General features: G+C 37.0%; 19 protein-coding genes and 2 pseudogenes. 9 read left to right on the top strand and 12 right to left on the bottom strand.

Going from position 1 to position 20,129, the window contains the following annotated elements; genetic code table 11:
- Window positions 1-82 precede the first annotated feature (82 nt).
- The 3 genes from rsfS to CWATDRAFT_RS09330 all read left to right on the top strand — a co-directional run bounded on the left by rsfS (window position 83) and on the right by CWATDRAFT_RS09330 (window position 2,487).
- Window positions 83-478, top strand: a complete 396-nt coding sequence (gene rsfS, locus CWATDRAFT_RS09340) for a ribosome silencing factor (RefSeq protein ID WP_007304804.1) — start codon at window positions 83-85, stop codon at window positions 476-478.
- Window positions 475-975, top strand: coding sequence for a CGLD27 family protein (locus CWATDRAFT_RS09335; protein ID WP_007304805.1), 501 nt, complete (start codon window positions 475-477; stop codon window positions 973-975). Before rsfS ends, CWATDRAFT_RS09335 begins: the two co-directional genes overlap by 4 nt.
- Before the next feature lie 552 nt (window positions 976-1,527).
- On the top strand, window positions 1,528-2,487 hold the full coding sequence (locus tag CWATDRAFT_RS09330) for an asparaginase (protein WP_007304806.1): 960 nt from the start codon (window positions 1,528-1,530) through the stop codon (window positions 2,485-2,487).
- A gap of 105 nt (window positions 2,488-2,592) precedes the next feature.
- Here CWATDRAFT_RS09330 and CWATDRAFT_RS09325 read toward each other — a convergent pair whose 3' ends face one another.
- The 3 genes from CWATDRAFT_RS09325 to CWATDRAFT_RS09315 are packed head-to-tail and all read right to left on the bottom strand — an operon-like array spanning window position 2,593 to window position 4,862.
- Window positions 2,593-3,309 carry a PEP-CTERM sorting domain-containing protein gene (locus tag CWATDRAFT_RS09325; RefSeq protein WP_007304730.1) on the bottom strand — a complete coding sequence of 239 codons (717 nt, stop codon included), beginning with the start codon at window positions 3,307-3,309 and terminating at the stop codon, window positions 2,593-2,595.
- 29 nt (window positions 3,310-3,338) lie between these two features.
- Window positions 3,339-4,076: a PEP-CTERM sorting domain-containing protein gene (locus tag CWATDRAFT_RS09320; protein WP_007304729.1), complete on the bottom strand. Its 738-nt coding sequence runs from the start codon at window positions 4,074-4,076 to the stop codon at window positions 3,339-3,341.
- Between the two features lie 42 nt (window positions 4,077-4,118).
- Entirely contained in the window at window positions 4,119-4,862 is a 744-nt protein-coding gene (locus tag CWATDRAFT_RS09315) for a PEP-CTERM sorting domain-containing protein (RefSeq protein WP_007304728.1), read from the bottom strand.
- 220 nt (window positions 4,863-5,082) lie between these two features.
- On the opposite strand from CWATDRAFT_RS09315, the pseudogene CWATDRAFT_RS33235 reads away from it, so the two are divergent.
- A pseudogene (locus CWATDRAFT_RS33235) lies at window positions 5,083-6,707 on the top strand (IS1634-like element ISCwa1 family transposase).
- A gap of 357 nt (window positions 6,708-7,064) precedes the next feature.
- On the opposite strand, the gene ilvC reads toward CWATDRAFT_RS33235, so the two are convergent.
- From ilvC to CWATDRAFT_RS09280, 4 genes are all read right to left on the bottom strand, one after another.
- A complete protein-coding gene (gene ilvC, locus CWATDRAFT_RS09295; RefSeq protein ID WP_007304727.1) occupies window positions 7,065-8,060 on the bottom strand; it encodes a ketol-acid reductoisomerase in 996 nt (331 codons plus the stop codon).
- Between the two features lie 95 nt (window positions 8,061-8,155).
- On the bottom strand, window positions 8,156-8,626 hold the full coding sequence (gene accB / locus CWATDRAFT_RS09290) for an acetyl-CoA carboxylase biotin carboxyl carrier protein (protein WP_007304726.1): 471 nt from the start codon (window positions 8,624-8,626) through the stop codon (window positions 8,156-8,158).
- Window positions 8,627-8,691: 65 nt separating this feature from the next.
- Window positions 8,692-9,252 (bottom strand): elongation factor P, encoded by a 561-nt coding sequence (gene efp / locus CWATDRAFT_RS09285; protein WP_007304725.1) that lies wholly within the window; start codon window positions 9,250-9,252, stop codon window positions 8,692-8,694.
- A 112-nt stretch (window positions 9,253-9,364) separates the two neighbouring features.
- Window positions 9,365-10,246: a dienelactone hydrolase family protein gene (locus CWATDRAFT_RS09280; RefSeq protein ID WP_021834646.1), complete on the bottom strand. Its 882-nt coding sequence runs from the start codon at window positions 10,244-10,246 to the stop codon at window positions 9,365-9,367.
- An 82-nt stretch (window positions 10,247-10,328) separates the two neighbouring features.
- Here CWATDRAFT_RS09280 and CWATDRAFT_RS09275 point away from each other — a divergent pair, with 82 nt between their 5' ends.
- The gene (locus CWATDRAFT_RS09275) at window positions 10,329-11,672 is read left to right on the top strand and encodes a GTP-binding protein (RefSeq protein ID WP_007304809.1); all 1,344 of its coding nucleotides are present in this window, start codon (window positions 10,329-10,331) and stop codon (window positions 11,670-11,672) included.
- 78 nt (window positions 11,673-11,750) lie between these two features.
- Here CWATDRAFT_RS09275 and mgtE read toward each other — a convergent pair whose 3' ends face one another.
- The 5 genes from mgtE to CWATDRAFT_RS37130 all read right to left on the bottom strand — a co-directional run bounded on the left by mgtE (window position 11,751) and on the right by CWATDRAFT_RS37130 (window position 16,484).
- Complete coding sequence (gene mgtE / locus CWATDRAFT_RS09270; protein WP_007304723.1) at window positions 11,751-13,145, bottom strand: magnesium transporter; 1,395 nt, start codon at window positions 13,143-13,145, stop codon at window positions 11,751-11,753.
- 259 nt (window positions 13,146-13,404) lie between these two features.
- Entirely contained in the window at window positions 13,405-14,343 is a 939-nt protein-coding gene (locus CWATDRAFT_RS09265; RefSeq protein WP_198138962.1) for a vanadium-dependent haloperoxidase, read from the bottom strand.
- Between the two features lie 458 nt (window positions 14,344-14,801).
- Window positions 14,802-15,443, bottom strand: coding sequence for a transposase (locus CWATDRAFT_RS09260; RefSeq protein WP_007304721.1), 642 nt, complete (start codon window positions 15,441-15,443; stop codon window positions 14,802-14,804).
- 64 nt (window positions 15,444-15,507) lie between these two features.
- On the bottom strand, window positions 15,508-16,089 hold the full coding sequence (locus CWATDRAFT_RS09255) for a helix-turn-helix domain-containing protein (RefSeq protein WP_007304720.1): 582 nt from the start codon (window positions 16,087-16,089) through the stop codon (window positions 15,508-15,510).
- A gap of 8 nt (window positions 16,090-16,097) precedes the next feature.
- Window positions 16,098-16,484: a hypothetical protein gene (locus CWATDRAFT_RS37130; protein ID WP_007304719.1), complete on the bottom strand. Its 387-nt coding sequence runs from the start codon at window positions 16,482-16,484 to the stop codon at window positions 16,098-16,100.
- A 519-nt stretch (window positions 16,485-17,003) separates the two neighbouring features.
- On the opposite strand from CWATDRAFT_RS37130, the gene CWATDRAFT_RS09245 reads away from it, so the two are divergent.
- The 4 genes and pseudogenes from CWATDRAFT_RS09245 to CWATDRAFT_RS33215 all read left to right on the top strand — a co-directional run bounded on the left by CWATDRAFT_RS09245 (window position 17,004) and on the right by CWATDRAFT_RS33215 (window position 20,125).
- Complete coding sequence (locus CWATDRAFT_RS09245; RefSeq protein WP_007303067.1) at window positions 17,004-17,585, top strand: helix-turn-helix domain-containing protein; 582 nt, start codon at window positions 17,004-17,006, stop codon at window positions 17,583-17,585.
- Window positions 17,586-17,649: 64 nt separating this feature from the next.
- Window positions 17,650-18,291: a transposase gene (locus CWATDRAFT_RS09240; RefSeq protein WP_007304810.1), complete on the top strand. Its 642-nt coding sequence runs from the start codon at window positions 17,650-17,652 to the stop codon at window positions 18,289-18,291.
- A gap of 42 nt (window positions 18,292-18,333) precedes the next feature.
- Window positions 18,334-18,477 carry a DUF123 domain-containing protein gene (locus CWATDRAFT_RS40980; RefSeq protein WP_081450937.1) on the top strand — a complete coding sequence of 48 codons (144 nt, stop codon included), beginning with the start codon at window positions 18,334-18,336 and terminating at the stop codon, window positions 18,475-18,477.
- A gap of 121 nt (window positions 18,478-18,598) precedes the next feature.
- Window positions 18,599-20,125, top strand: a pseudogene (locus tag CWATDRAFT_RS33215) (IS5-like element ISCwa2 family transposase).
- Window positions 20,126-20,129 lie beyond the last annotated feature (4 nt).

Below are 20,129 nucleotides of genomic sequence, written 5' to 3'. Positions count from 1 at the left end.
CAAAAAAAAATCTGTACAATATAAAGGAATATAAGTGACCCATTAAACAAATACTATCGCTAACTATTTCAAAAACTTAACAGTGACCGACAACACCACCGACCAATCAATCCAAAACCTAGCTTTAACTATAGTCCAAGCAGCCGACGATCGCAAAGGCAGTGACATTAGTGTACTCAAAGTTACAGAAATCTCCTATTTAACCGATTACTTTGTAATTATTACAGGGTTTTCTCGCACCCAAGTCAAGGCAATAGCAGAGGCAATTGAAGAAAAAGTTTATCAGTCTCATCAACAAGTTCCCCGACAAACCGAAGGAAAACAAGACGGGAACTGGATTTTACAAGACTTTGGGGATGTGATCGTTCACATCTTTTTACCCGAAGAAAGAGAATTCTATAATTTAGAGGCCTTCTGGGGTCATGCAGAAAGGCTAGAGTTTTCATCACTAGAAGTTACACAAACATCATCATCATGAGGCAATCGTCCATACAAGTCTGTCCAGTGCCCCTAGAGCAACAACCGGTTAATGAATACGAGGAGTTAAAGGAATCCTGGTTTTTTCGGTGGGCAACCCTAGATAACCGTCTTTTTGTCCGAAAAATAACTTTGATTTGGATTATAGGTTGGCTGATTAGTAGTCCTATTGCCGCGGCCAGTTTTTCTCCCAGTAAATCTGCTTTACCTTTCGTCCTCTTCAGTAATCTAGGAGCAGGATTGGTTTTAGCTTTGATTCTACTACAATTATTTTTCGGGTGGCATTATGTTAGCGATCGCTTGAAAAAAGCCACTATCTTTTATGAAGAGTCAGGATGGTACGACGGGCAAACTTGGCCTAAACCCCCAGAAATGTTAACTCGCGATCGCCTGATTGTCTCCTATCAAATTAGCCCAATCCTCGGACGCTTAACCCGTACGGTGGGACTTTTGGCCCTATTGATGGCAGGGGATAGCTTACTTTGGCTATACTTATAATTATCTTAGATGTCGGGGTGAAGACCCCCGTTACACGAATGCGCTTCGGTGGGATGAAACCCCGACCAAATATATTAACTGCGTGGCATCGACACTTTCAAGAAAGTTGTGCTAGTCTAGTAGTGTCTTCAGGTTGAAACACCACCGAAAAGCGTGAAAATCTGCTGAAACAGTGCAGCACCGTCGAACGGAAAAAAAAGACAGTGGTAGCGAAAACTACGAAAAACATGAGGTCGCGTCTTTTGATGGAACCTCAAAAGCCTGTGACGACCGTAACCGATAAAAATTGGTGAATGAAAAAGCAAAAGGCTTTTGTCGTGAGACAGGTAGGGTCGGGCAGTCCCAAACCTTGGCTTAAACGCCAAAACGCTTGAAGAGTGAACCACAAAAAGGGTGTCTAGATAGCAACTGATATTCTAGTAAGCTCGGTTCAGACATAATCGTGTAAGACCTAAGTAGGGGTAACTTGAAAGGGCTGTGATCAGCTTCAAGAATCTCCCGTTACAGCGACGATAGGAGCTTAACGGCGAGAGTGTCAATAGTTAATTTTCTATGACCACCAGAGTGAAACGTCATCTAACACCAAAACTAGAAGTTCACCTACTGCGAGAGGGGATCGTCGAATCAACCCATTATGTTGAGGCCACTGTCTGTGATGATCGGGGTCGAGTCTTATCTGCCGCTGGAAACCCAGAAACCACGGCCTTTGTTCGTTCGGCCCTTAAACCCTTTCAAGCTTTGTCCGTTACTTCCACGGGAACCTTAGAAAGGTATGACCTTAACGATAAAGACTTAGCCATTATTTGTAGTTCTCATCAAGGAACCGTTGAACAGGCAAGACAAGTCTTTAACGTTCTCTGGCGGGCTGATATAGACCCCAGTGCTTTACAATGTCCCATTCCTAAAGGGCGCAATAGTCCCCTGGAATATAATTGTTCAGGAAAACACGCTGGAATGTTGGCTGTCTGTCAGCAACGAGGTTGGCCGTTAAAAACCTATGTGAAGCGATCTTCTCACGTACAAAAGTTAATTTTAGATAAAATTGGGGAGTTATTGGGTATTCCTGGTCCTGAGTTGATTGCGGCCCACGATGATTGTGGCGCACCCACCTACTCAATGAAACTCTCCCAAATGGCTCATTTATATGCTCAGCTATCCTCTGGGAACCGTCTTGATCTAGAACGTATTTTGCGAGCCATGACCTATTATCCTACGATGGTGGCTGGGGCCGGCTCTTTTGATACGGAGTTGATGCGTTTGACAGAAGGGGAGTTAGTGAGCAAAGCAGGGGCTGAAGGGATTCAATGTATTGGCCGTGTGGGAGAAGGTATGGGACTAGCTATTAAGGTACTTGATGGTTCAAAACGGGCTAAGTCTGCTGTAGCTATCCATATCCTAAGACAAATGGGTTGGATCAGTCCTAGTGTAGCCGAAACCCTATCTGAAACTTTTATGATTCTGAGCGATTATAAACGCTTAGATGTGGTAGGAGAGTTAGTTATGTCTTATTAGTAAGGCTCCCACCCTACTACGTTGAAGGTGGTGTTTAACAGTGTTAAACCCCTACAAATCGGTATTTGTAGGGATATAATAATATGATTTCCTACTAGCAAAAATTTATTTTTTAGGTTTGTCTTTAGCAACTTTTCGTTTAAATATTGTACCAAAACTGATAGCAGTTACTGCACCTAAAATTGTTAAGGGTTCGGGAACTGCTGTTGCCTCAAGGGTCACATTATCAAAATTAGTTTGAATACCATCAGAACTTAAACGAATACCTAATGATTGTCCTATTAATGGGTCATTATCACTGCTAGTATAATAAACATTTTCTTTGGTAAATGTTCCAGGAGCAGGGGTAATACTATTATTAGAAGCTAAAACGGTATTACCTGCTAATAATTCTATATTATATCCTGAGAAGCTTACATTATTCCTTCGTCCAACAAATACACCTAACGTATATTTAGTATTAGCTTGTAACGTTACTGCAAGTTCTTGAGAAATATCACCACTACTAATAGCAAGTGTTTGTAGTCCGTCAGGAAGAGACTGACTGAAATAAGTATTCAATCCTGTGTTATTTTGAGATGCAGTGGGGTTAAAGACAACAGCCGCATTTGAATTTACTGTCCAATCATCAATATTAGTGGTAAAAAATTCTCTGTTAAAAGCTAAAGGTGCTTCTGGTCCTTCAAAACTATGGTTTAATATGTTGATAGATGCTGCTTTTACTTGTGTAGGTATAGCAACAATTAAGCAAGAGGAATTTAGAGCTATCTTTAAGGTATTTAAAGCATTATTAGAGCGTTTCATGAGTTGTGTTGATTTCATAGTTATCAAGTAGATAATAATTTTATAAATTATTTTTTATGTTTGTCTTTAGCAACTTTTCGTTTAAACATTGTCCCAAAACCAATGGCAGTTACTGCACCTAAAATAGTTAAAGGTTCGGGAACTGCTGTTGCCTCAAGGGTTACATTATCAAAATTAGTTTGAATACCAAAAGAACTTAAACGAATACCTAATGATTGTCCTATTAATCGGTCATTATTACTGCTATTATAATGAACATTTACCAAAGAAAATGTTCCAGGAGCGGGTGTAATACTATTATTAGAGGCTATCACTGTATTACCTGCTAATAATTCTATGTTATATCCTACAAAACCTGATCTATTTCTTTGTCCCACATATACACCTAAAGTATATTTAGTATTAGATTGTAGGGTAGCTGAAAGTCGCTGAAAAATAGTTCCTCCTTCATTCCCCCAAGCAACTTGAACACCATCAGGAACAGGTTCATCATAATAACTATCAAATACTATGCTATCAGATGTTACGTTAGCATCAGATTTACTAGGATTTAGAACTCCTGTTTTTGAACTAGCTACCCAACTATTAATATTACCATTACCAATAGAAAATGCCCCAAAACGGTTTAAAGGTGCTTCTGGTCCTTCAAAACTGTGGTTTAATATGTTGATAGATGCTGCTTTTACTTGTGTAGGTACAGTAACAATTAAGCAAGAGGAAATTAGAGCTATTTTTAAGGTATTTAAACCATTATTAGAGAGTTTCATGAGTTGTGTTGATTTCATAGTTATCAAATGAATATATCAAGTAGATAATAATTTTATAAATTATTTTTTATGTTTGTCTTTAGCAACTTTTCGTTTAAACATTGTCCCAAAACCAATGGCAGTTACTGCACCTAAAATAGTTAAAGGTTCGGGAACTGCTGTTGCCTCAAGGGTCACATTATCAAAATTAGTTTGAATACCAAAAGAACTTAAACGAATACCTAATGATTGTCCTATTAATGGGTCATTATCACTGCTAGTATAATGAACATTTACCAAAGAAAATGTTCCAGGAGCGGGTGTAATACTATTATTAGAGGCTATCACTGTATTACCTGCTAATAATTCTATATTGTACCCGACAAAACCAGTTCTATTTCTTTGTCCCACATATACACCTAAAGTATATTCGGTATTAGATTGTAGGGTAGCTGAAAGTTGCTGAGAAATAGTTCCTCCATTACTCCAAGCAACTTGAACCCCATAAGGAACAGGTTCATCATAATAACTATCAAATACTATGCTATCAAATGTTGTATTAGCATCAGATTTACTAGGATTAAAAATCCCTGTTTGTCCTATTGGTGAAGTAGCTATCCAGTTGTTAATATTACCTCTTTCATTAAAAAATGCACCATTACGTTGTTGAGGAGCAGTCGGACCCTCAAAACTATGATTTAATATGTTAATAGATGCGGCTTTCACTTCTCTAGGTAAGGTAACAATTAAGCAAGAGGAAATTAGAGCTATTTTTAAGGTATTTAAACCATTATTAGAGCGTTTTATGAGTTGTGTTGATTTCATAGTTATCAAATAAATATATCAAGTAGATAATAATTTTATAAATTATTTTTTATGTTTGTCTTTAGCAACTTTTCGTTTAAACCCAGATCCCGCACTTCAAAAAGTAGCATTAAATACTACAAGCCTGGGGTTAATAATTAAGTATAATTGCTTAAGCTCTTGAAGACAAAAAAGTGGGATAATTGCTTAAGTTGTTTCCTCTGTAAAAAAAGAGCGAAAAATGTCTTATTTAGAAGAAATACAAGTTAAAAATTTAGACCATTTAGGGATAGTAGCTGGTTTAATTGATGAAATAGGAATAGTCAAAATAATTAATAATAAATTAGGAATAGATGTTAGAGAAAAAATCTCAGCAGGTACAGTAGTTAAGTCTATTTTAATCAATGGACTAGGATTTGTTTCAAGACCTCTATATTTATTCAGTCAGTTTTTTCAAGATAAAGCCATTGAGAAATTGTTAGGAGAAAGAATTAAACCTGATTACCTTAATGGTGATAAAATTGGGAGAGTAATGGATGAATTATATAAATATGGACTAAATGGATATTTTTATTGAAGTAGTTTTAGAAGTAATTAAAAAATTAAAATAGACCTTAAATACTCCCATTTAGATTCCACATCATTTCATTTAGATGGAGAATATAAAAGGGAAGAAGATAAAGAGAAACAGGAAGAAGAAAAAATTATTAAAGAAAGACCAATTTTTATTAAGAAAGGATATTCTCGGGATCATAGACCAGACTTAAAACAATGTGTCTTGGATTTAATAACAAGCCAAGATGGAGATATTCCATTATTTGTGAGAGTAGGAGATGGAAATGAATCTGATAAAGCTGTATTTGGAAAAGTTTTAGTAGAATTCAAAAAGCAAATAAAGTTTGATAGTATCATGGTTTGTGATAGTGCTTTATATGATCAAGAAAATCTCCAACTAATCCAACATTTAAAATGGATAACGAGAGTTCCAATGACAATAAAAAAAGCAAAAGAATTAGTGCAAAATATAGAGGTGGAAGAAGTAAAAGATGAAGATAAAGAAAAAAGAAGTGACCTAAATTTAGAAAGTTATACCTGGAAAGAAGAAATTGTTACTTATGGTGGAATCAAGCAAACTTGGTTAATAGTCTTGAGTGAAAAAAGACAGAAAAGTGATTTGGAAAAACTAGAAAAACAACTTTTCCAAGAAGAGAAGAAATCCCAAAAATTTCTTAAAGAAATACAATCTGAAGAATTTGAACATCCTCAAGCTGCTCGATATAAATTAAAAGCTATTAATAAAAAATTGAGATTGTTGGAAATAAAAGAAGTTGAACTGATTGAAACTTACTCGAAAAAAAGGAAAAGATTTATAAAATGATTAGTCTGATCATCAAAAAAGATGAAGAGATAAGTAGAAAGACTAAAGAAGCAGGAAAATTTATTTTAGCAACTAACTTAGTAGAGGAAAATAAATTAGAAGCTAGTGAAATTCTGATAACTTATAAAAACCAGCAATCTACGGAAAGAGGATTTCGATTTTTGAAAGATCCCTTATTTTTTACTGATAGTTTCTTCGTTGAAAAACCAGAAAGAATAGAAACAATGTTATTTTTAATGTCTTTGTGTTTGTTGATTTATAACTTGGGGCAAAGAGAATTAAGAAATTGTTTAAAAAGAGTCAAAAAAGGAATAAATAATCAAGTAGGGAAAGTAACATTGCGTCCGACTTTGAGGTGGATATTTCAATGTTTTCAAGGTATTCATTATGTGATTTTAAACGGAGTTAAACAAATTGTCAATTTAACAGAAGAAAGGCGTTTTATATTGAGTTTATTACCTGCATCTTGTCAAAGATATTATCTATAAATTGAATTGGATAAAGCAAAAATAATAAAAGAATAAGAGTCTAATGATATCAAATGAGAAGAGGAAACTCTCCTTCGTTTGTGCTGAGTCTTGCTAAGTTTTCAATGAGTATAAATCTTCTTAATTTGATTATTTTTCCTAAAAATTTAATGAAAAGAGAAATATTCTTGCCCAGGTATGATTTTCGGACTTTTTAAAACTATGTATTTTTTTATACTACATTTTGAAGTGCGGAATCTGGGTTATATATTGTTTTTCAGAATATCAATATTTAGTTTAGAAACAAATTTGAAAAACCCTATCCGTTTATACGGTAGGGTTTTCTAGGAATCTATTAGGATAAAATACCCTGTTTCTTTAACCTTCTTTCAACCAGCTAAACATCGCCCGTAAATCTTTACCCACTTCCTCGATGGAGTGTTCTGCTTCTTGACGACGCATAGCAGTAAACCCGGGTTTACCGGACTGATTTTCTAAGACAAATTCCCGTGCAAATTGACCGGATTGAATTTCTGCAAGAATTTGTTTCATTTCGGCGCGAGTTTCATCGGTAACGATCCGAGGACCTCTTGTTAAGTCTCCATACTCTGCTGTATTAGAGATACTGTCACGCATTTTCGCCAGTCCACCTTCTACAATCAAATCTACAATTAATTTGACTTCGTGGAGGCATTCAAAATAGGCTAATTCTGGCTGATAACCAGCTTCCACTAGGGTTTGAAAACCAGACTTGATCAAAGCGGATAAACCACCACAGAGGACGACCTGTTCCCCAAATAAGTCTGTTTCTGTCTCTTCTCTAAAGGTGGTTTCCAGAATACCTGCACGGGTTCCGCCGATACCTTTAGCATAGGCCATGGCGCGATCGCGAGCTTGTCCACTGGCATCTTGATAAACGGCGAATAAACAGGGAACCCCTTCCCCTTGTTCGTAGGTACGACGGACTAAATGCCCTGGTCCCTTGGGAGCAACCATCACCACATCCACGGTTTCCGGGGGAACAATCTGACCAAAGTGAATATTAAAGCCATGAGCGAAGGATAATACCTTACCGTCTCTTAAGTTGGGTTCAATTTCTTCTTTGTAAATCGTTTTTTGTACCTCATCCGGTAACAAAATCATGATCCAATCGGCAGCACTAGCAGCTTCAGCCACACTGAGAACTTTTAACCCTGCTTCTTCAGCTTTTTGTCGTGACTTACTACCTGGATACAGCCCCACCACCACTTTGATGCCACTATCTTTTAAGTTGAGGGCGTGGGCATGACCTTGAGAACCGTAGCCAATGATCGCCACGGTTTTATCTGCCAATAGATCAAGGTTGGCATCTGCATCGTAATACATCCGAGCCATGAGGCTGTCTCCTAATTTTTTTACAAACTCTCCATTATATAATCTATAGTCCCTAGGGTGCTGATTCGGGGATTTTGTAATCTTTACTTTTGTTTTTAGCTAGGATTCACCCACATTAGGGTTTGACCATATTCCACTGGTTCCCCGTTGGTAACAGCGATTTCCATCACCTCTCCGGTAACTTCCGCTTCGATTTCGTTCATCAGTTTCATCGCTTCGATAATACAGACGGTTTGAGTGTTTCCGACACGATCTCCTACTTCCACAAAGGGTGGTTCATCGGGGGCTGGCGCTCGGTAAAAAGTTCCTACCATGGGGGAGGTAATCGCTACCCATTCCTTGTCTGCTGGAGAGGGGACTGGTTCGGGAGGTGGGGTTGCTGTAGGAGCAACAGAAGGAGGCACTAACACTTCTGGGGTAGTTGCTGTGGGGGATTGAATGGCCGTCGTTGTTATGTCTCGACGGACTGTTAACTCAAAGGTTTCTGTTTTTAGGCTGACTTCGGCAATATCGGTGTGAGCGATCGCCCCTAACAACTCTCGTAGTTCGTTAAAATTAATTGACACAAATTCTCCATCCCATAGTCTATTAATCCAAAGAGGTTGTCTGCCCGGAGACAACCGTTGCCACTTTAGGTTTCTCGTCCCAAGTAGGAACCATCACGGGTATCTACCTTAATTTTTTCACCAATAGAGATAAACAGAGGTACCATTACTTGCGCTCCTGTTTCCACAGTAGCTGGTTTTGTTCCTCCGGTTGCGGTATCTCCTTTAACCCCTGGATCGGTATCTGTTACCTCTAGGAAAACCGAGGTAGGTAGTTGTACTTCTAAGACAGTCTCGTTCCAGAAGAGAACATCCGCTTCCATTTCTTCTTTGATATAGTTCACCGTTGTTCCCATTTGGTCAGGGGTTAAACGCACTTCCTCAAAGGTTTCCATATCCATAAAGACATATTGTTCTCCTTCTTTATAGGTATGTTGCATGGTGCGTTTTTCCAGATTGGCCGAGGGTACGGTTTCTCCTGCACGAAAAGTCCTATCAACCACGTTTCCGGTTTGAGCATTTTTTAGTTTGGTTCGCACAAAAGCCGAACCTTTACCCGGTTTAACGTGGAGGAATTCAACAACGCGCCACACTGAACCATCTAATTCAATGGTAGTCCCAGTCCGAAAATCGTTACTAGAAATCATGAAAGGGTTTTAGAGCTTATAAATTCAAGATTTATTTTACAAGAGTTTGGGAACTCTGGGACATTTCACCCTTATTTAGTCACTATATTTAACATCTTTTTGGATATCACCCTCATTTCAGATATTCAGAGAAAAATTCTCGGGTTTTTTCCCAAGCATCGGCTGCTGCTTCTGGGTTATAACGTTCCCCTGATGGGTTAGCGAAAGCGTGATCGGCGTTGGGATAAATATAAACGTCAACTTCTTTGTTAAGAGACTGCAAAGCCGTTTCAAACTCTTTAACGGTTTCAGGAGATGGCCGTTTATCTAACTCCCCGAAAATCCCTAAAATTGGCATTTCTAGGGGTTTTAGTACCTCTGGCTCTGTTTCCAACTCTCCCCCATAATAAATAACCGCAGCATCTAGGGTTTTAGGGAATAATAAGGCGGTTCGCAAGGATAAACTACCCCCGAAACACCATCCAATAGAAGCTATGGTTGGGGCGTTTGTTTCTAGTTCTAAATACTCATAGGCTAAGATAAGATTCTCTTGGAGGCGATCGCGATTATTTCTGGCTTCGGTGACTAATTCTCTGGCTTTCTCAGGGGTTTGGGCTGTTTCTCCCCCATACATATCTACTGCTAAGGCTGTATAACCCTGTTCTGCAATTTTACGGGTCATGGCTTTGATATTATCATTTAGTCCCCACCATTCGTGGATGACAATAATCCCAGGTAAGGGGCGATCGCTATCTTTGGGAGAGGCCAGATAACCGGCGATCGCTTCTCCTTCTAAAGTCCCATAGCTTACCATCTCTGCGCTCATGCCATCATCTTCCGTTGGTGCTTGCGTTAAAATATCCGTAGGAAGGGGTCGCTCATTTTGATGAACTTGCCACATATAGTCTGCATAATTATCTCGAGGAGGTAACTGTGTCTCCGTAGCAAACAGATTTGATTGCCACCCCATTACCACTAAAAAAGTTCCTAACACCAGGGCAATAAATAAACGCATAGATAACATTGATAAATAACATTTTTAAGTTATCATAACTTTTAAAATTTTGCCTGTATAAACTATTATCTTTTAATTAAAATTGACTCAACAAGATACTCATATTCAACAAACTCGTGCTAGTCTTCAACAAGCTTTATCCTGGTACACTAGCATACGCCGTCATTGGAATTATCCCCCCAATTTAGAACTTCAAGCTGCTGTAAAACAAGATTTACAAGCGTTAAAAGCTTCTCTAGAGAAAATAGAAAATAATGTTATTAAAATCGCTACCTTTGGCTTAGTTAGTCGGGGTAAATCTGCTGTTATCAATGCCTTGATTGGTCAAAATATTCTCGAAAGTGGACCGATTCATGGGGTAACTAAATGGCCTCAATCTGTTTGTTGGACTCCTCCCAACGGTGAGGTTAAAGTTGAGTTTATTGATACTCCTGGATTAGATGAAATCGATGGTAGAGAACGGGAAATTATGTCTCGAAATATTGCCGATGAAGCTGACTTAATTTTATTTGTTATTTCTGAGGATATTACTCGCAGCGAATACGAGGCATTATTAGACCTTAAAAAAGCACTGAAACCTATCATTTTAGTCTTTAATAAAATTGATCTCTATCCTGATAAAGATATAGAAACTATTTACAAACAATTACATAAAATTGGACTAAGTTCTAATATTGACCAGAAATTATTGATTGCTGCTGAAGATATTGTTAGGGTGGCAGCTTCTCCTAAACCTATACCTATTTTAGTTAAATATCCCGATGGTAAAACAGCAGAGAAATGGGAAACAACCCCACCACAAATTGATGAATTGAGAAGCAATATTTTGTCTATTTTAAATAAAGAAGGAAAGTCTTTATTGTGTTTGAATGCTTTACACAAAGCGAGAAAGGCAGAGGAAAGTATTGCTCGAAAAACAATAGAAAATAGAGAAAAAGAAGCCGAAAACATTATCTGGAAATATGTTAAATACAAGTCTGTAGCTGTTGCTTTTAACCCTATTGGTTTTCTGGATATTATGGGAGGAAGTATAACAGATTTAATGTTAATTCGGTCTTTAGCTCGATTGTACGGACTACCAATAACTAATCATGAAGCAGGAAAATTATGGCGCAAAATTTTACTAAGTTCTGGGGGTTTGTTATTGGGAGAAATCGCAACAGGTTTAATCTTAGGTTTAGGAAAAACAGCTTTAGCAGTATCAAGTTTTATCGAAAATCCTGCTATTTTAACCACTTATGGAAGTACCGCTATCATGCAAGGTGGTTTCGCAGCTTATGGGACTTATATTATTGGGAAAGCAGCACAAGAATATTTAGAAAAAGGATGTAGTTGGGGAGATATAGGACCAAGTATGGTTATTAAAAATATTATTAATCAAGTTGAACCCAATACTATTATTTATCGACTACAAATAGATGAGTAAAATAAATATATTGTTATCTATCTTTACTCAATAAATATTTAAAATAAATTGTTTATAACATAAACTATCATAATAATTCTATATATTCAAGATCAATTTAGCGATAGAAAAGTAAACAAAAATACCCAAAATATCAACAACGGTTGTAATAAATGGCGCAGACATCAAAGCAGGATCAAATCCCATTTTATTGAAAAGAAAAGGTAACGCTGCTCCTGTTGTTGCTGCAATAATTGTAATCGCAATTAAACTAAATCCTACTGTTAAACCAATTTCTAGTTTACCCAACAAGAGGAAAATCAAAACGATCACAAAGATAGCCAAAATAATTCCTAATAGTCCCCCCGTGATTAACTCTTTAATAATAATAGGAAAAGGTTGCTTATCTCTTAATTCATCTGTGCTTAAACCTCGAATAATAACAGTAGATGATTGTGCGCCAACATTTCCCCCTGCATCGATTAATAATGGCGTAAAGAAAGCTAAAGTTACAACTTCTTCTAATACTTCCTCAAAATTACTCATTAAAAAGACAGTAACAGAATTAGTAACTAATAAGATCAGTAACCAAGGAATACGTTTTTTAGTAACTTTATAAAATCCTAGTTTAAAGTAATTTTCATCTTCCTCTGCTGCTTCAATGGCACCCATTTTATAAATATCTTCCGTTGCTTCTGCTTCTAAAATATCAATAACATCATCAACAGTAACAACCCCTAATAAGTTCTCATCTTGATCAACAATTGGTAAAGCAATTAAATCATATCTTTGAATTAATTTAGCAACCTCTTCTTGATCTGTATTAGTATAAGCATAAATAATATTTATGGTCATAATTTCTGAAATAATTGTCTCCGGATTAGCGATAATTAAATCTTTTAATGATAAGGTTCCTTTAAGCCTTTTATTGTCATCCGTAACGTAAATATAATAAGCAACTTCGATTTCGTTAGCGAGATTTCTAATTTTAGTTTGTGCTTCGGTGACTGTAATATTTTCCTTCACATAAATGTACTCAGGAGTCATGATTCTACCTGCTGTATTGGCATCATAACCCAACAATAAAGCATTAAATTCCCTTTCTTGTGGGGTTAATTGTGCCACCAATTTTCTCACTAATTGAGGGGGTAATTCATCCAATAATTTTACTCTCTCATCAGGAGACATATTATTAATTATTTCCACCGCTTCTGTGTCTTTAAAATCTTCAATTAGTGATTGCTGAGTTGCTTTGTCTAAATATTTATAAACCTCAATCGCTTCTTGTTTATTTAAGAGTCGAAAAGCAATAATTTGCATAGTTTTTGGCAAATCTGCGATCGCCTCAGCAATATCCACAGAAGCAACAGGAATTAATAAAGTTTTAGCTGCTTCGTAGTTTTTAGCTTCTAAAAATATTAATAATTGCTTATTGATAACATCCCTTAAGTTACTCCTTGATCCTTGAGAAAAATCCAAGACTCTATCATTCATAACTTAATTAACTAGAGAAGATAAACAACTCAAAGATTATATCAAATATTCTTTAGAAAAAATGCGCCTTGTGTTCAGCAATACATCAATGTTGTGACTAAATTGATAACTTGTTATATATCTTTACTCAATAAATATTCTACTACTCTTTGTATAAGATAAATTGTAGGGTGGGCAAAATTAATAACTATTTAAAATTAGCTGAGAGATTGTTAATGTTTGCCCACCACATAACTATTAATTAATTAATACTAGGAACCTATATTTGTCTGGCACCTCCGTCGAAAAGCGGAACAGTCATGGTAAAGTTTTCCCCAAAGGTGAATTTCTGTTCTTCGAGGATACCGATGGCAATTTGTTCTCCTAAGCGTAAGGATTCAATATAATCTGTAAAGTAGTGAACACCTGCCCAGTTGCGTCCAATAGAGATGTTAGCCGCTACTTTGTTCAATTCCCCCTCAACGGTTAAAGGTTGCTCTAAGAGAACCTCAACTAAACCGCTCCCATCTGCATTAGGTTCGTAGGCAATATATCTACCTGTAGTTTCATCTTTACCAAGGGGTAATTGCCAACCATGATCAAAGAAAGCTTTCAGTATAGTTACACAAGCTCCTGCAACAGTAGCATGGCCTGCGCCATAGGAGGGGTGCATCGGTGAACCTTCAGGAAATGCCATTGGTAATAGATAGCTTTGACCATTATTAAATTGATTAACCCTATCCAGTAATCTCTCATTCCGTAAAGCTTCAACAAGAGGAGCAATGGGTTTTAACTCTCCATCCTGTAAGTTAGGAATGGTCAAATAACGATCAATTAAGCCACCCACCCCTTCAGGGCGCAGACGGCTATGCACGTTGAATTTTTGGTAGCGCATCGCTTTCAATGCCCTTGTTGCCACTTCACAGACAAGGGTTAAAATGACTGGCCCCCCAAAAGTGGCAAATCCTTGTTGTTTGTCCTCCACGTCGGGATCTTGGAAAGGAATACCAGGATCAAAAGGTGCCCTCATGCCAAGTAAAATTAAGCAAGCATTCAAATAGGCTTCGTAAAGAGCATCATAATGAACATAGGTGGCTAAATCCCGAGGCGTGGTAATAAAACGATAAGGCGCATTCGCCCCAGTTCCGTTAGTGTAGGTCTCCAATCCTCGAACATCCGCCCCATTCTGCACATCTAACCATTCAGGGAAAGTGGTCATATAGTTTTTGCACGGAGTTGCCGTCCGAACCCGATGATCAATCCGAACTGAACCATAGCGGATGAGGCCATCAGTGCGCTTGAGAACTGTGTCGTTTCCGTTAACCCCACGATTACCCACCAAAAGAAATTGAGATAAATAAGGTCCCACCTCATCCCCGGGCGCAATTCCTCGAAATAGGTTATTAACAGTCACCCTTGACCGTTTTCGCTTGGCTTCTGCTTCCGTTAAATTGATACTTCGGAAAAATAAATTCCCCACAGCGGCTTCTAGCTTGGTATTGTCGAACAAATCACGAAAATCAGTGCCATCGGAATTAAACCAGTTACGATTGTCAATTGTGACTTTATTTAGGATATGAATGGCATCGGCAATACTGGTATTACTATTTTCACAATCAACTGGGGGAGCAAATTGCGTGCCTAAACTAGTGCAGCTTAGCAAAAATAATCCACCAGTCACTTATGATCTTTAAAGCCCTTAAATTTCCAAACGAACGGCTTAGCAAAATGTTGATTAAAGTAATCAATAAAATTGAGAATTTTTTGGGATAGTTCTTCAGTTGAACGGACAGTAATTCTTTTGAGTAAACGCCTGACTAAGATCGAAAACCAACACTCAATTTGATTAAGCCACGATGTATGTTTGGGAATATAAACAAAGCGAATTCGATGAGATTCATCTGATAAAAAATCTGCTCTGCTGTCCATAGATTGCAAAATCCCCTCCTTTCCTTTTCTCCCCAAATCAATAGTAATTCCACAGCTTTCTGCTACTAATTTGACTAAGCTTTCCGATTTATGAGTGTTGAGTTGATCTACAATAAAAATCCATTCTGCTTTTTCATCAATCTTAATCGTTCTCTGGATATATTCAGAAAAATCTTGTTCTGTTCTTGTCGGTCCAATAGAGGGACTAACAACTTTTCCTCTTGCCACATCCCAGTTCGCAATCAAGCTTAAAGTTCCGTGTCTTTCATATTCAAATTCGATTTTTTCTACTTGTTTAGGCTTGATTCTTTTGTTCGGAAATAATCTCTCAAGAGCTTGAATCCCTGTCATTTCATCTGTACTAATTAAATGAATTCCTTGTTCTAACAAAATTTTAGCTTCTTGATGAAGTTCACAGATATATTTGACTTGCTTTTTAAATTTTAAGGGATCATCAATTTTGGCATTTAACCAGTAACGAACGAGATGTGGGTGTAATGTCGCTTCTTTTTAAAAAACGCCCCACACTACGGGGGGAAATCTTTTCGACAATTCCTCTTTTTATGGCTTCATCCGCCAACTCTGAAGGTGTCCAATGGCTCACTGGTCTGTCTGATTTTTCACATTCTTCACAAGCGATCTCTACAATCTGGACTACTTGTTCGACCGTAAAGGATTTTGTTGTTCCAGGTCTTGGGCGATCGCTTAAAATTCCTTTGATCAAGACCATCAATGCTTTCTCCGTTACCTGTTGTTCTTCGGCGGCACTCAGTTTTTCTCTCTCCTCAAACCATCGCGATCGCCACTGACGCACTTGTACTCGGTCTAATTCTAATCTTCGACTAATCGAACTATTGCTCTCTCCTGATGCTGCGGCTAAGATTAGCTTGGCTCGTCTAACAAGGCGATAGGGGTTTGTTGTCCCTCTCACTATTTGTTGGAGTACTGTTTTCTGTAGGTTGGAGAGGTTAATTGGCAATGCTTTTATCATGGACATCAACTTCGAGATTCTTCCGTTAGTTTCATTGAAACACATTGTCGTGGCTAGTCACGAAAGTTTTTGTAAAAATCTGGTGGATTACTTTCGCCAAGCTGCACTAGATAAACTACCAGAATAATTCCGAAATAAAGTTGGAAAATTAAAAACAGTAGAGCATACGGTAAAGGAAATACTAATAATAGGAAAACAGTCAAGGTTAAAAAAGTCAAGGTAAGAATAGATGCTACATAAATTGCTAGACTCACAGAAATTGCGACAGAAGTAGAGCCTATAATTGCTCCCAAAAATCTCTCTTGGCCAGAAATTCTAGCAGAAAAGACTCCCACAATTATTCCTGAAAATATACCTAAAATTAGGGTAATTAGTGGAGGAAAAAATAAAGTCATAAGAAAATAAGTCTTGTAAAAACTCATAGAATCATTGATCGTCAAAGGTACAAGATAGACAATACTAAAAACGACAATACCAAAAATCCAACTACAAAAAAAAACAACACCTAAAAAAATAAAAAAACAATAAGTAATTTTTTTCTTTTCAGGAGGAGGTGCTGTTTCTATTTGTACTTTAACAGGATACTCTTTTAATCCTAGATTACTCTTTAAAATTATTGTTCTTTCTCCAGTTTTGTTTGATTGTAATTTACTGGTATCTACTGTTACTTGACATTGAATATTATTCCCTTCAAAATATTTAGGACTAAAACTAATAAAAGCATGATCATCAGGAGTATGAGGCGGATCATTTTGATGAGGATAAACAGTCCATTTACCCTTTAATGTACTATCAGGAATATTATTAGTAACAGTTAAAGTTTTGGTTAGTATTTGTCCGCATTCCTGTGCTTGAAATACTAACTGAGACTGATCAATATTAACCTCTGGACTACTAGTGCAGCTTGGCGAAAGTAATCCACCAGATTTTTACAGAAACTTTCGTGACTAGCCACGACAATGTGTTTCAATGAAACTAACGGAAGAATCTCGAAGTTGATGTCCATGATAAAAGCATTGCCAATTAACCTCTCCAACCTACAGAAAACAGTACTCCAACAAATAGTGAGAGGGACAACAAACCCCTATCGCCTTGTTAGACGAGCCAAGCTAATCTTAGCCGCAGCATCAGGAGAGAGCAATAGTTCTATTAGTCGAAGATTAGAATTAGACCGAGTACAAGTGCGTCAGTGGCGATCGCGATGGTTTGAGGAGAGAGAAAAACTGAGTGCCGCCGAAGAACAACAGGTAACGGAGAAAGCATTAATGGTCTTGATCAAAGGAATTTTAAGCGATCGCCCAAGACCTGGAACAACAAAATCCTTTACGGTCGAACAAGTAGTCCAGATTGTAGAGATCGCTTGTGAAGAATGTGAAAAATCAGACAGACCAGTGAGCCATTGGACACCTTCAGAGTTGGCGGATGAAGCCATAAAAAGAGGAATTGTCGAAAAGATTTCCCCCCGTAGTGTGGGGCGTTTTTTAAAAAGAAGCGACATTACAACCACATCTCGTTCGTTACTGGTTAAATGCCAAAATTGATGATCCCTTAAAATTTAAAAAGCAAGTCAAATATATCTGTGAACTTCATCAAGAAGCTAAAACTTTGTTAGAACAAGGAATTCATTTAATTAGTACAGACGAAATGACAGGGATTCAAGCTCTTGAGAGATTATTTCCGACCAAAAGAATCAAGCCTAAACAAGTAGAAAAAATCGAATTTGAATATGAAAGACACGGAACTTTAAGCTTGATTGCGAACTGGGATGTGGCAAGAGGAAAAGTTGTTAGTCCCTCTATTGGACCGACAAGAACAGAACAAGATTTTTCTGAACATATCCAGAGAACGATTAAGATTGATGAAAAAGCAGAATGGATTTTTATTGTAGATCAACTCAACACTCATAAATCGGAAAGCTTAGTCAAATTAGTAGCAGAAAGCTGTGGAATTACTATTGATTTGGGGAGAAAAGGAAAGGAGGGAATTTTGCAATCTATGGACAGCAGAGCAGATTTTTTATCAGATGAATCTCATCGAATTCGCTTTGTTTATATTTCCAAACATACATCGTGGCTTAATCAAATTGAGTGTTGGTTTTCGATCTTAGTCAGGCGTTTACTCAAAAGAATTACTGTCCGTTCAACTGAAGAACTATCCCAAAAAATTCTCAATTTTATTGATTACTTTAATCAACATTTTGCTAAGCCGTTCGTTTGGAAATTTAAGGGCTTTAAAGATCATAAGTGACTGGTGGATTATTTTTGCTAAGCTGCACTAGGCACTTATCAAATAAACCCTGGTTATTATTGTTACATTGGTAGTGCTTTTGGAGCTGGGGGAATCAAATCGAGAATTAACAGACATCTACAGATTAATAAACGAAAACACTGGCATCTTGATTATCTTAGACCTTATTTAGGGTTTGCTGAATAAAAGCAAAACCCTATTCTTTAAAAGGTTACACCCATATTCGCGATCGCAAAAAAGATCAGCTTTGTCGGCTACAAACCGCTATAATTGGTAGAAACACCTCCCAGTTGTTGGTCAAGAACAAATGTATCGAAAAGAGGAGCAACCTTTACCGCCCCCAGAAAAATTTGAATTACCTTTCGAGGGCAAATTGTCCCCCAATAATCGTTGGGTAATCATGGCAGAGTTGATACCTTGGGATGATTTTGAGGAAGAATATGCTAAACTTTTTTCAGCAGAAAAAGGTGCGCCAGCCAAACTATTTAGAATGGCATTAGGGACATTAATTATTAAGGAAAAATTAGGAACAAGTGATAGAGAAACTATAGAACAGATTAGAGAAAATCCCTATCTACAATACTTTATAGGTTTAAATTGTTATCAACAAGAGCCACCACTGGAATCTTCAATGCTAGTTCATTTTAGGAAAAGAATTGATGGAGAATTGATAAACAAAATCAATAAAAAAATAGTAAAAAGAGAAATAGACAAGAGTGATAAAGAAGTAAAAAAAAAGGATTGTCTCCAATAAAAAGGAGAAAAAATAAAAAATAAAGGTAAACTAATTTTAGATGCGACTTGTGCGCCAGCAGACATCAAATACCCAACGGATTTAGGCATATTAAATCAAGCCAGAATTGAGACAGAAAGAATAATAGATAATCTTTATAAACCATTAAGAGTAAAATTGAGAAAAAAGCCGAGAACTTCTAGAATAATTGCTAGAAAGGAATACTTAAAAGTAGCTAAAAAACGAAAAGTATCTTATCAAGAAAGAAGAAAAGCTATCGGGAAACAGTTAAAATACCTTAAGAAAAATTTAGGAAATATAGAAGACTTAATTCAAGCTGGGGCTTCCCTGGAAAATCTGAGTAAAAGACAGAAAAATTGTCTAGAGACTATCAAAAAAGTTTATGAACAACAACAGTCAATGTGGGAGAATAAGACCCAGAGTGTTCCTCAAAGAATTGTAAGTTTAACTCAACCGCATATTCGTCCAATAGTGAGGGGAAAAGCAGGAAAACCAATAGAGTTTGGAGCTAAACTCTCAGTAAGCTGTGTAGATAACTATGTGTTTCTAGACAAAATAAGTTGGGAAAACTTCAATGAATCTTGTCATTTTAAAGAACAAGTAGAAAAGTATAAAGAAACGTTTGGCTATTATCCCGAATCCGTCCATGTAGATAAAATTTATCGAACTAGGGAAAACAGAAATTGGTGTAAGGAAAGAGGGATAAGAATCAGTGGTCCGAAGTTAGGAAGACCTCCGAAAAATGTCAGTGAAGAAGAAAAGAAACAAGCCCACTCCGATGAATGCTTCCGTAATGCTATTGAGGGAAAGTTTGGACAAGCTAAACGAAGATTTAGCCTAAATCTCGTGATGACAAAACTCCCTGAAACCTCCATTACATCTATTGCTATTACATTTTTAGTTGTCAATCTTTCTAAACTTCTGAGGCAGTTTTTGTCGCTTTTTTTGTCCTTATTTACTAATAATAGAACAGGAGAACTCATCAAACCGCCTTTCATTAATTTTGATTATACTTTAAACAATTTTTATGTACTAAAACTTATTGATTTGTCAGAAAATTCTTGGTCAAAAGTGGCATAAATTT

Source organism: Crocosphaera watsonii WH 8501, assembly GCF_000167195.1.
Classification (GTDB): Bacteria; Cyanobacteriota; Cyanobacteriia; order Cyanobacteriales; family Microcystaceae; genus Crocosphaera; species Crocosphaera watsonii.
Note: the sequence above shows the minus strand (reverse complement) of the source record. Positions and strands in the feature narration are given on the sequence as shown.

Bases quoted from the DNA above. Each gene is read 5' to 3' on its own strand.
- CWATDRAFT_RS09335 (WP_007304805.1), top strand. From the start codon at position 475: ATGAGGCAATCGTCCATACAAGTCTGTCCAGTGCCCCTAGAGCAACAA.
- CWATDRAFT_RS09330 (WP_007304806.1), top strand. From the start codon at position 1,528: ATGACCACCAGAGTGAAACGTCATCTAACACCAAAACTAGAAGTTCAC.
- CWATDRAFT_RS09325 (WP_007304730.1), bottom strand. From the start codon at position 3,309: ATGAAATCAACACAACTCATGAAACGCTCTAATAATGCTTTAAATACC.
- CWATDRAFT_RS09320 (WP_007304729.1), bottom strand. From the start codon at position 4,076: ATGAAATCAACACAACTCATGAAACTCTCTAATAATGGTTTAAATACC.
- CWATDRAFT_RS09315 (WP_007304728.1), bottom strand. From the start codon at position 4,862: ATGAAATCAACACAACTCATAAAACGCTCTAATAATGGTTTAAATACC.
- ilvC (WP_007304727.1), bottom strand. From the start codon at position 8,060: ATGGCTCGGATGTATTACGATGCAGATGCCAACCTTGATCTATTGGCA.
- efp (WP_007304725.1), bottom strand. From the start codon at position 9,252: ATGATTTCTAGTAACGATTTTCGGACTGGGACTACCATTGAATTAGAT.
- CWATDRAFT_RS09280 (WP_021834646.1), bottom strand. From the start codon at position 10,246: ATGCGTTTATTTATTGCCCTGGTGTTAGGAACTTTTTTAGTGGTAATG.
- mgtE (WP_007304723.1), bottom strand. From the start codon at position 13,145: ATGAATGATAGAGTCTTGGATTTTTCTCAAGGATCAAGGAGTAACTTA.
- CWATDRAFT_RS09265 (WP_198138962.1), bottom strand. From the start codon at position 14,343: ATGACCACTTTCCCTGAATGGTTAGATGTGCAGAATGGGGCGGATGTT.
- CWATDRAFT_RS09255 (WP_007304720.1), bottom strand. From the start codon at position 16,089: ATGTGTTTCAATGAAACTAACGGAAGAATCTCGAAGTTGATGTCCATG.
- CWATDRAFT_RS09245 (WP_007303067.1), top strand. From the start codon at position 17,004: ATGTGTTTCAATGAAACTAACGGAAGAATCTCGAAGTTGATGTCCATG.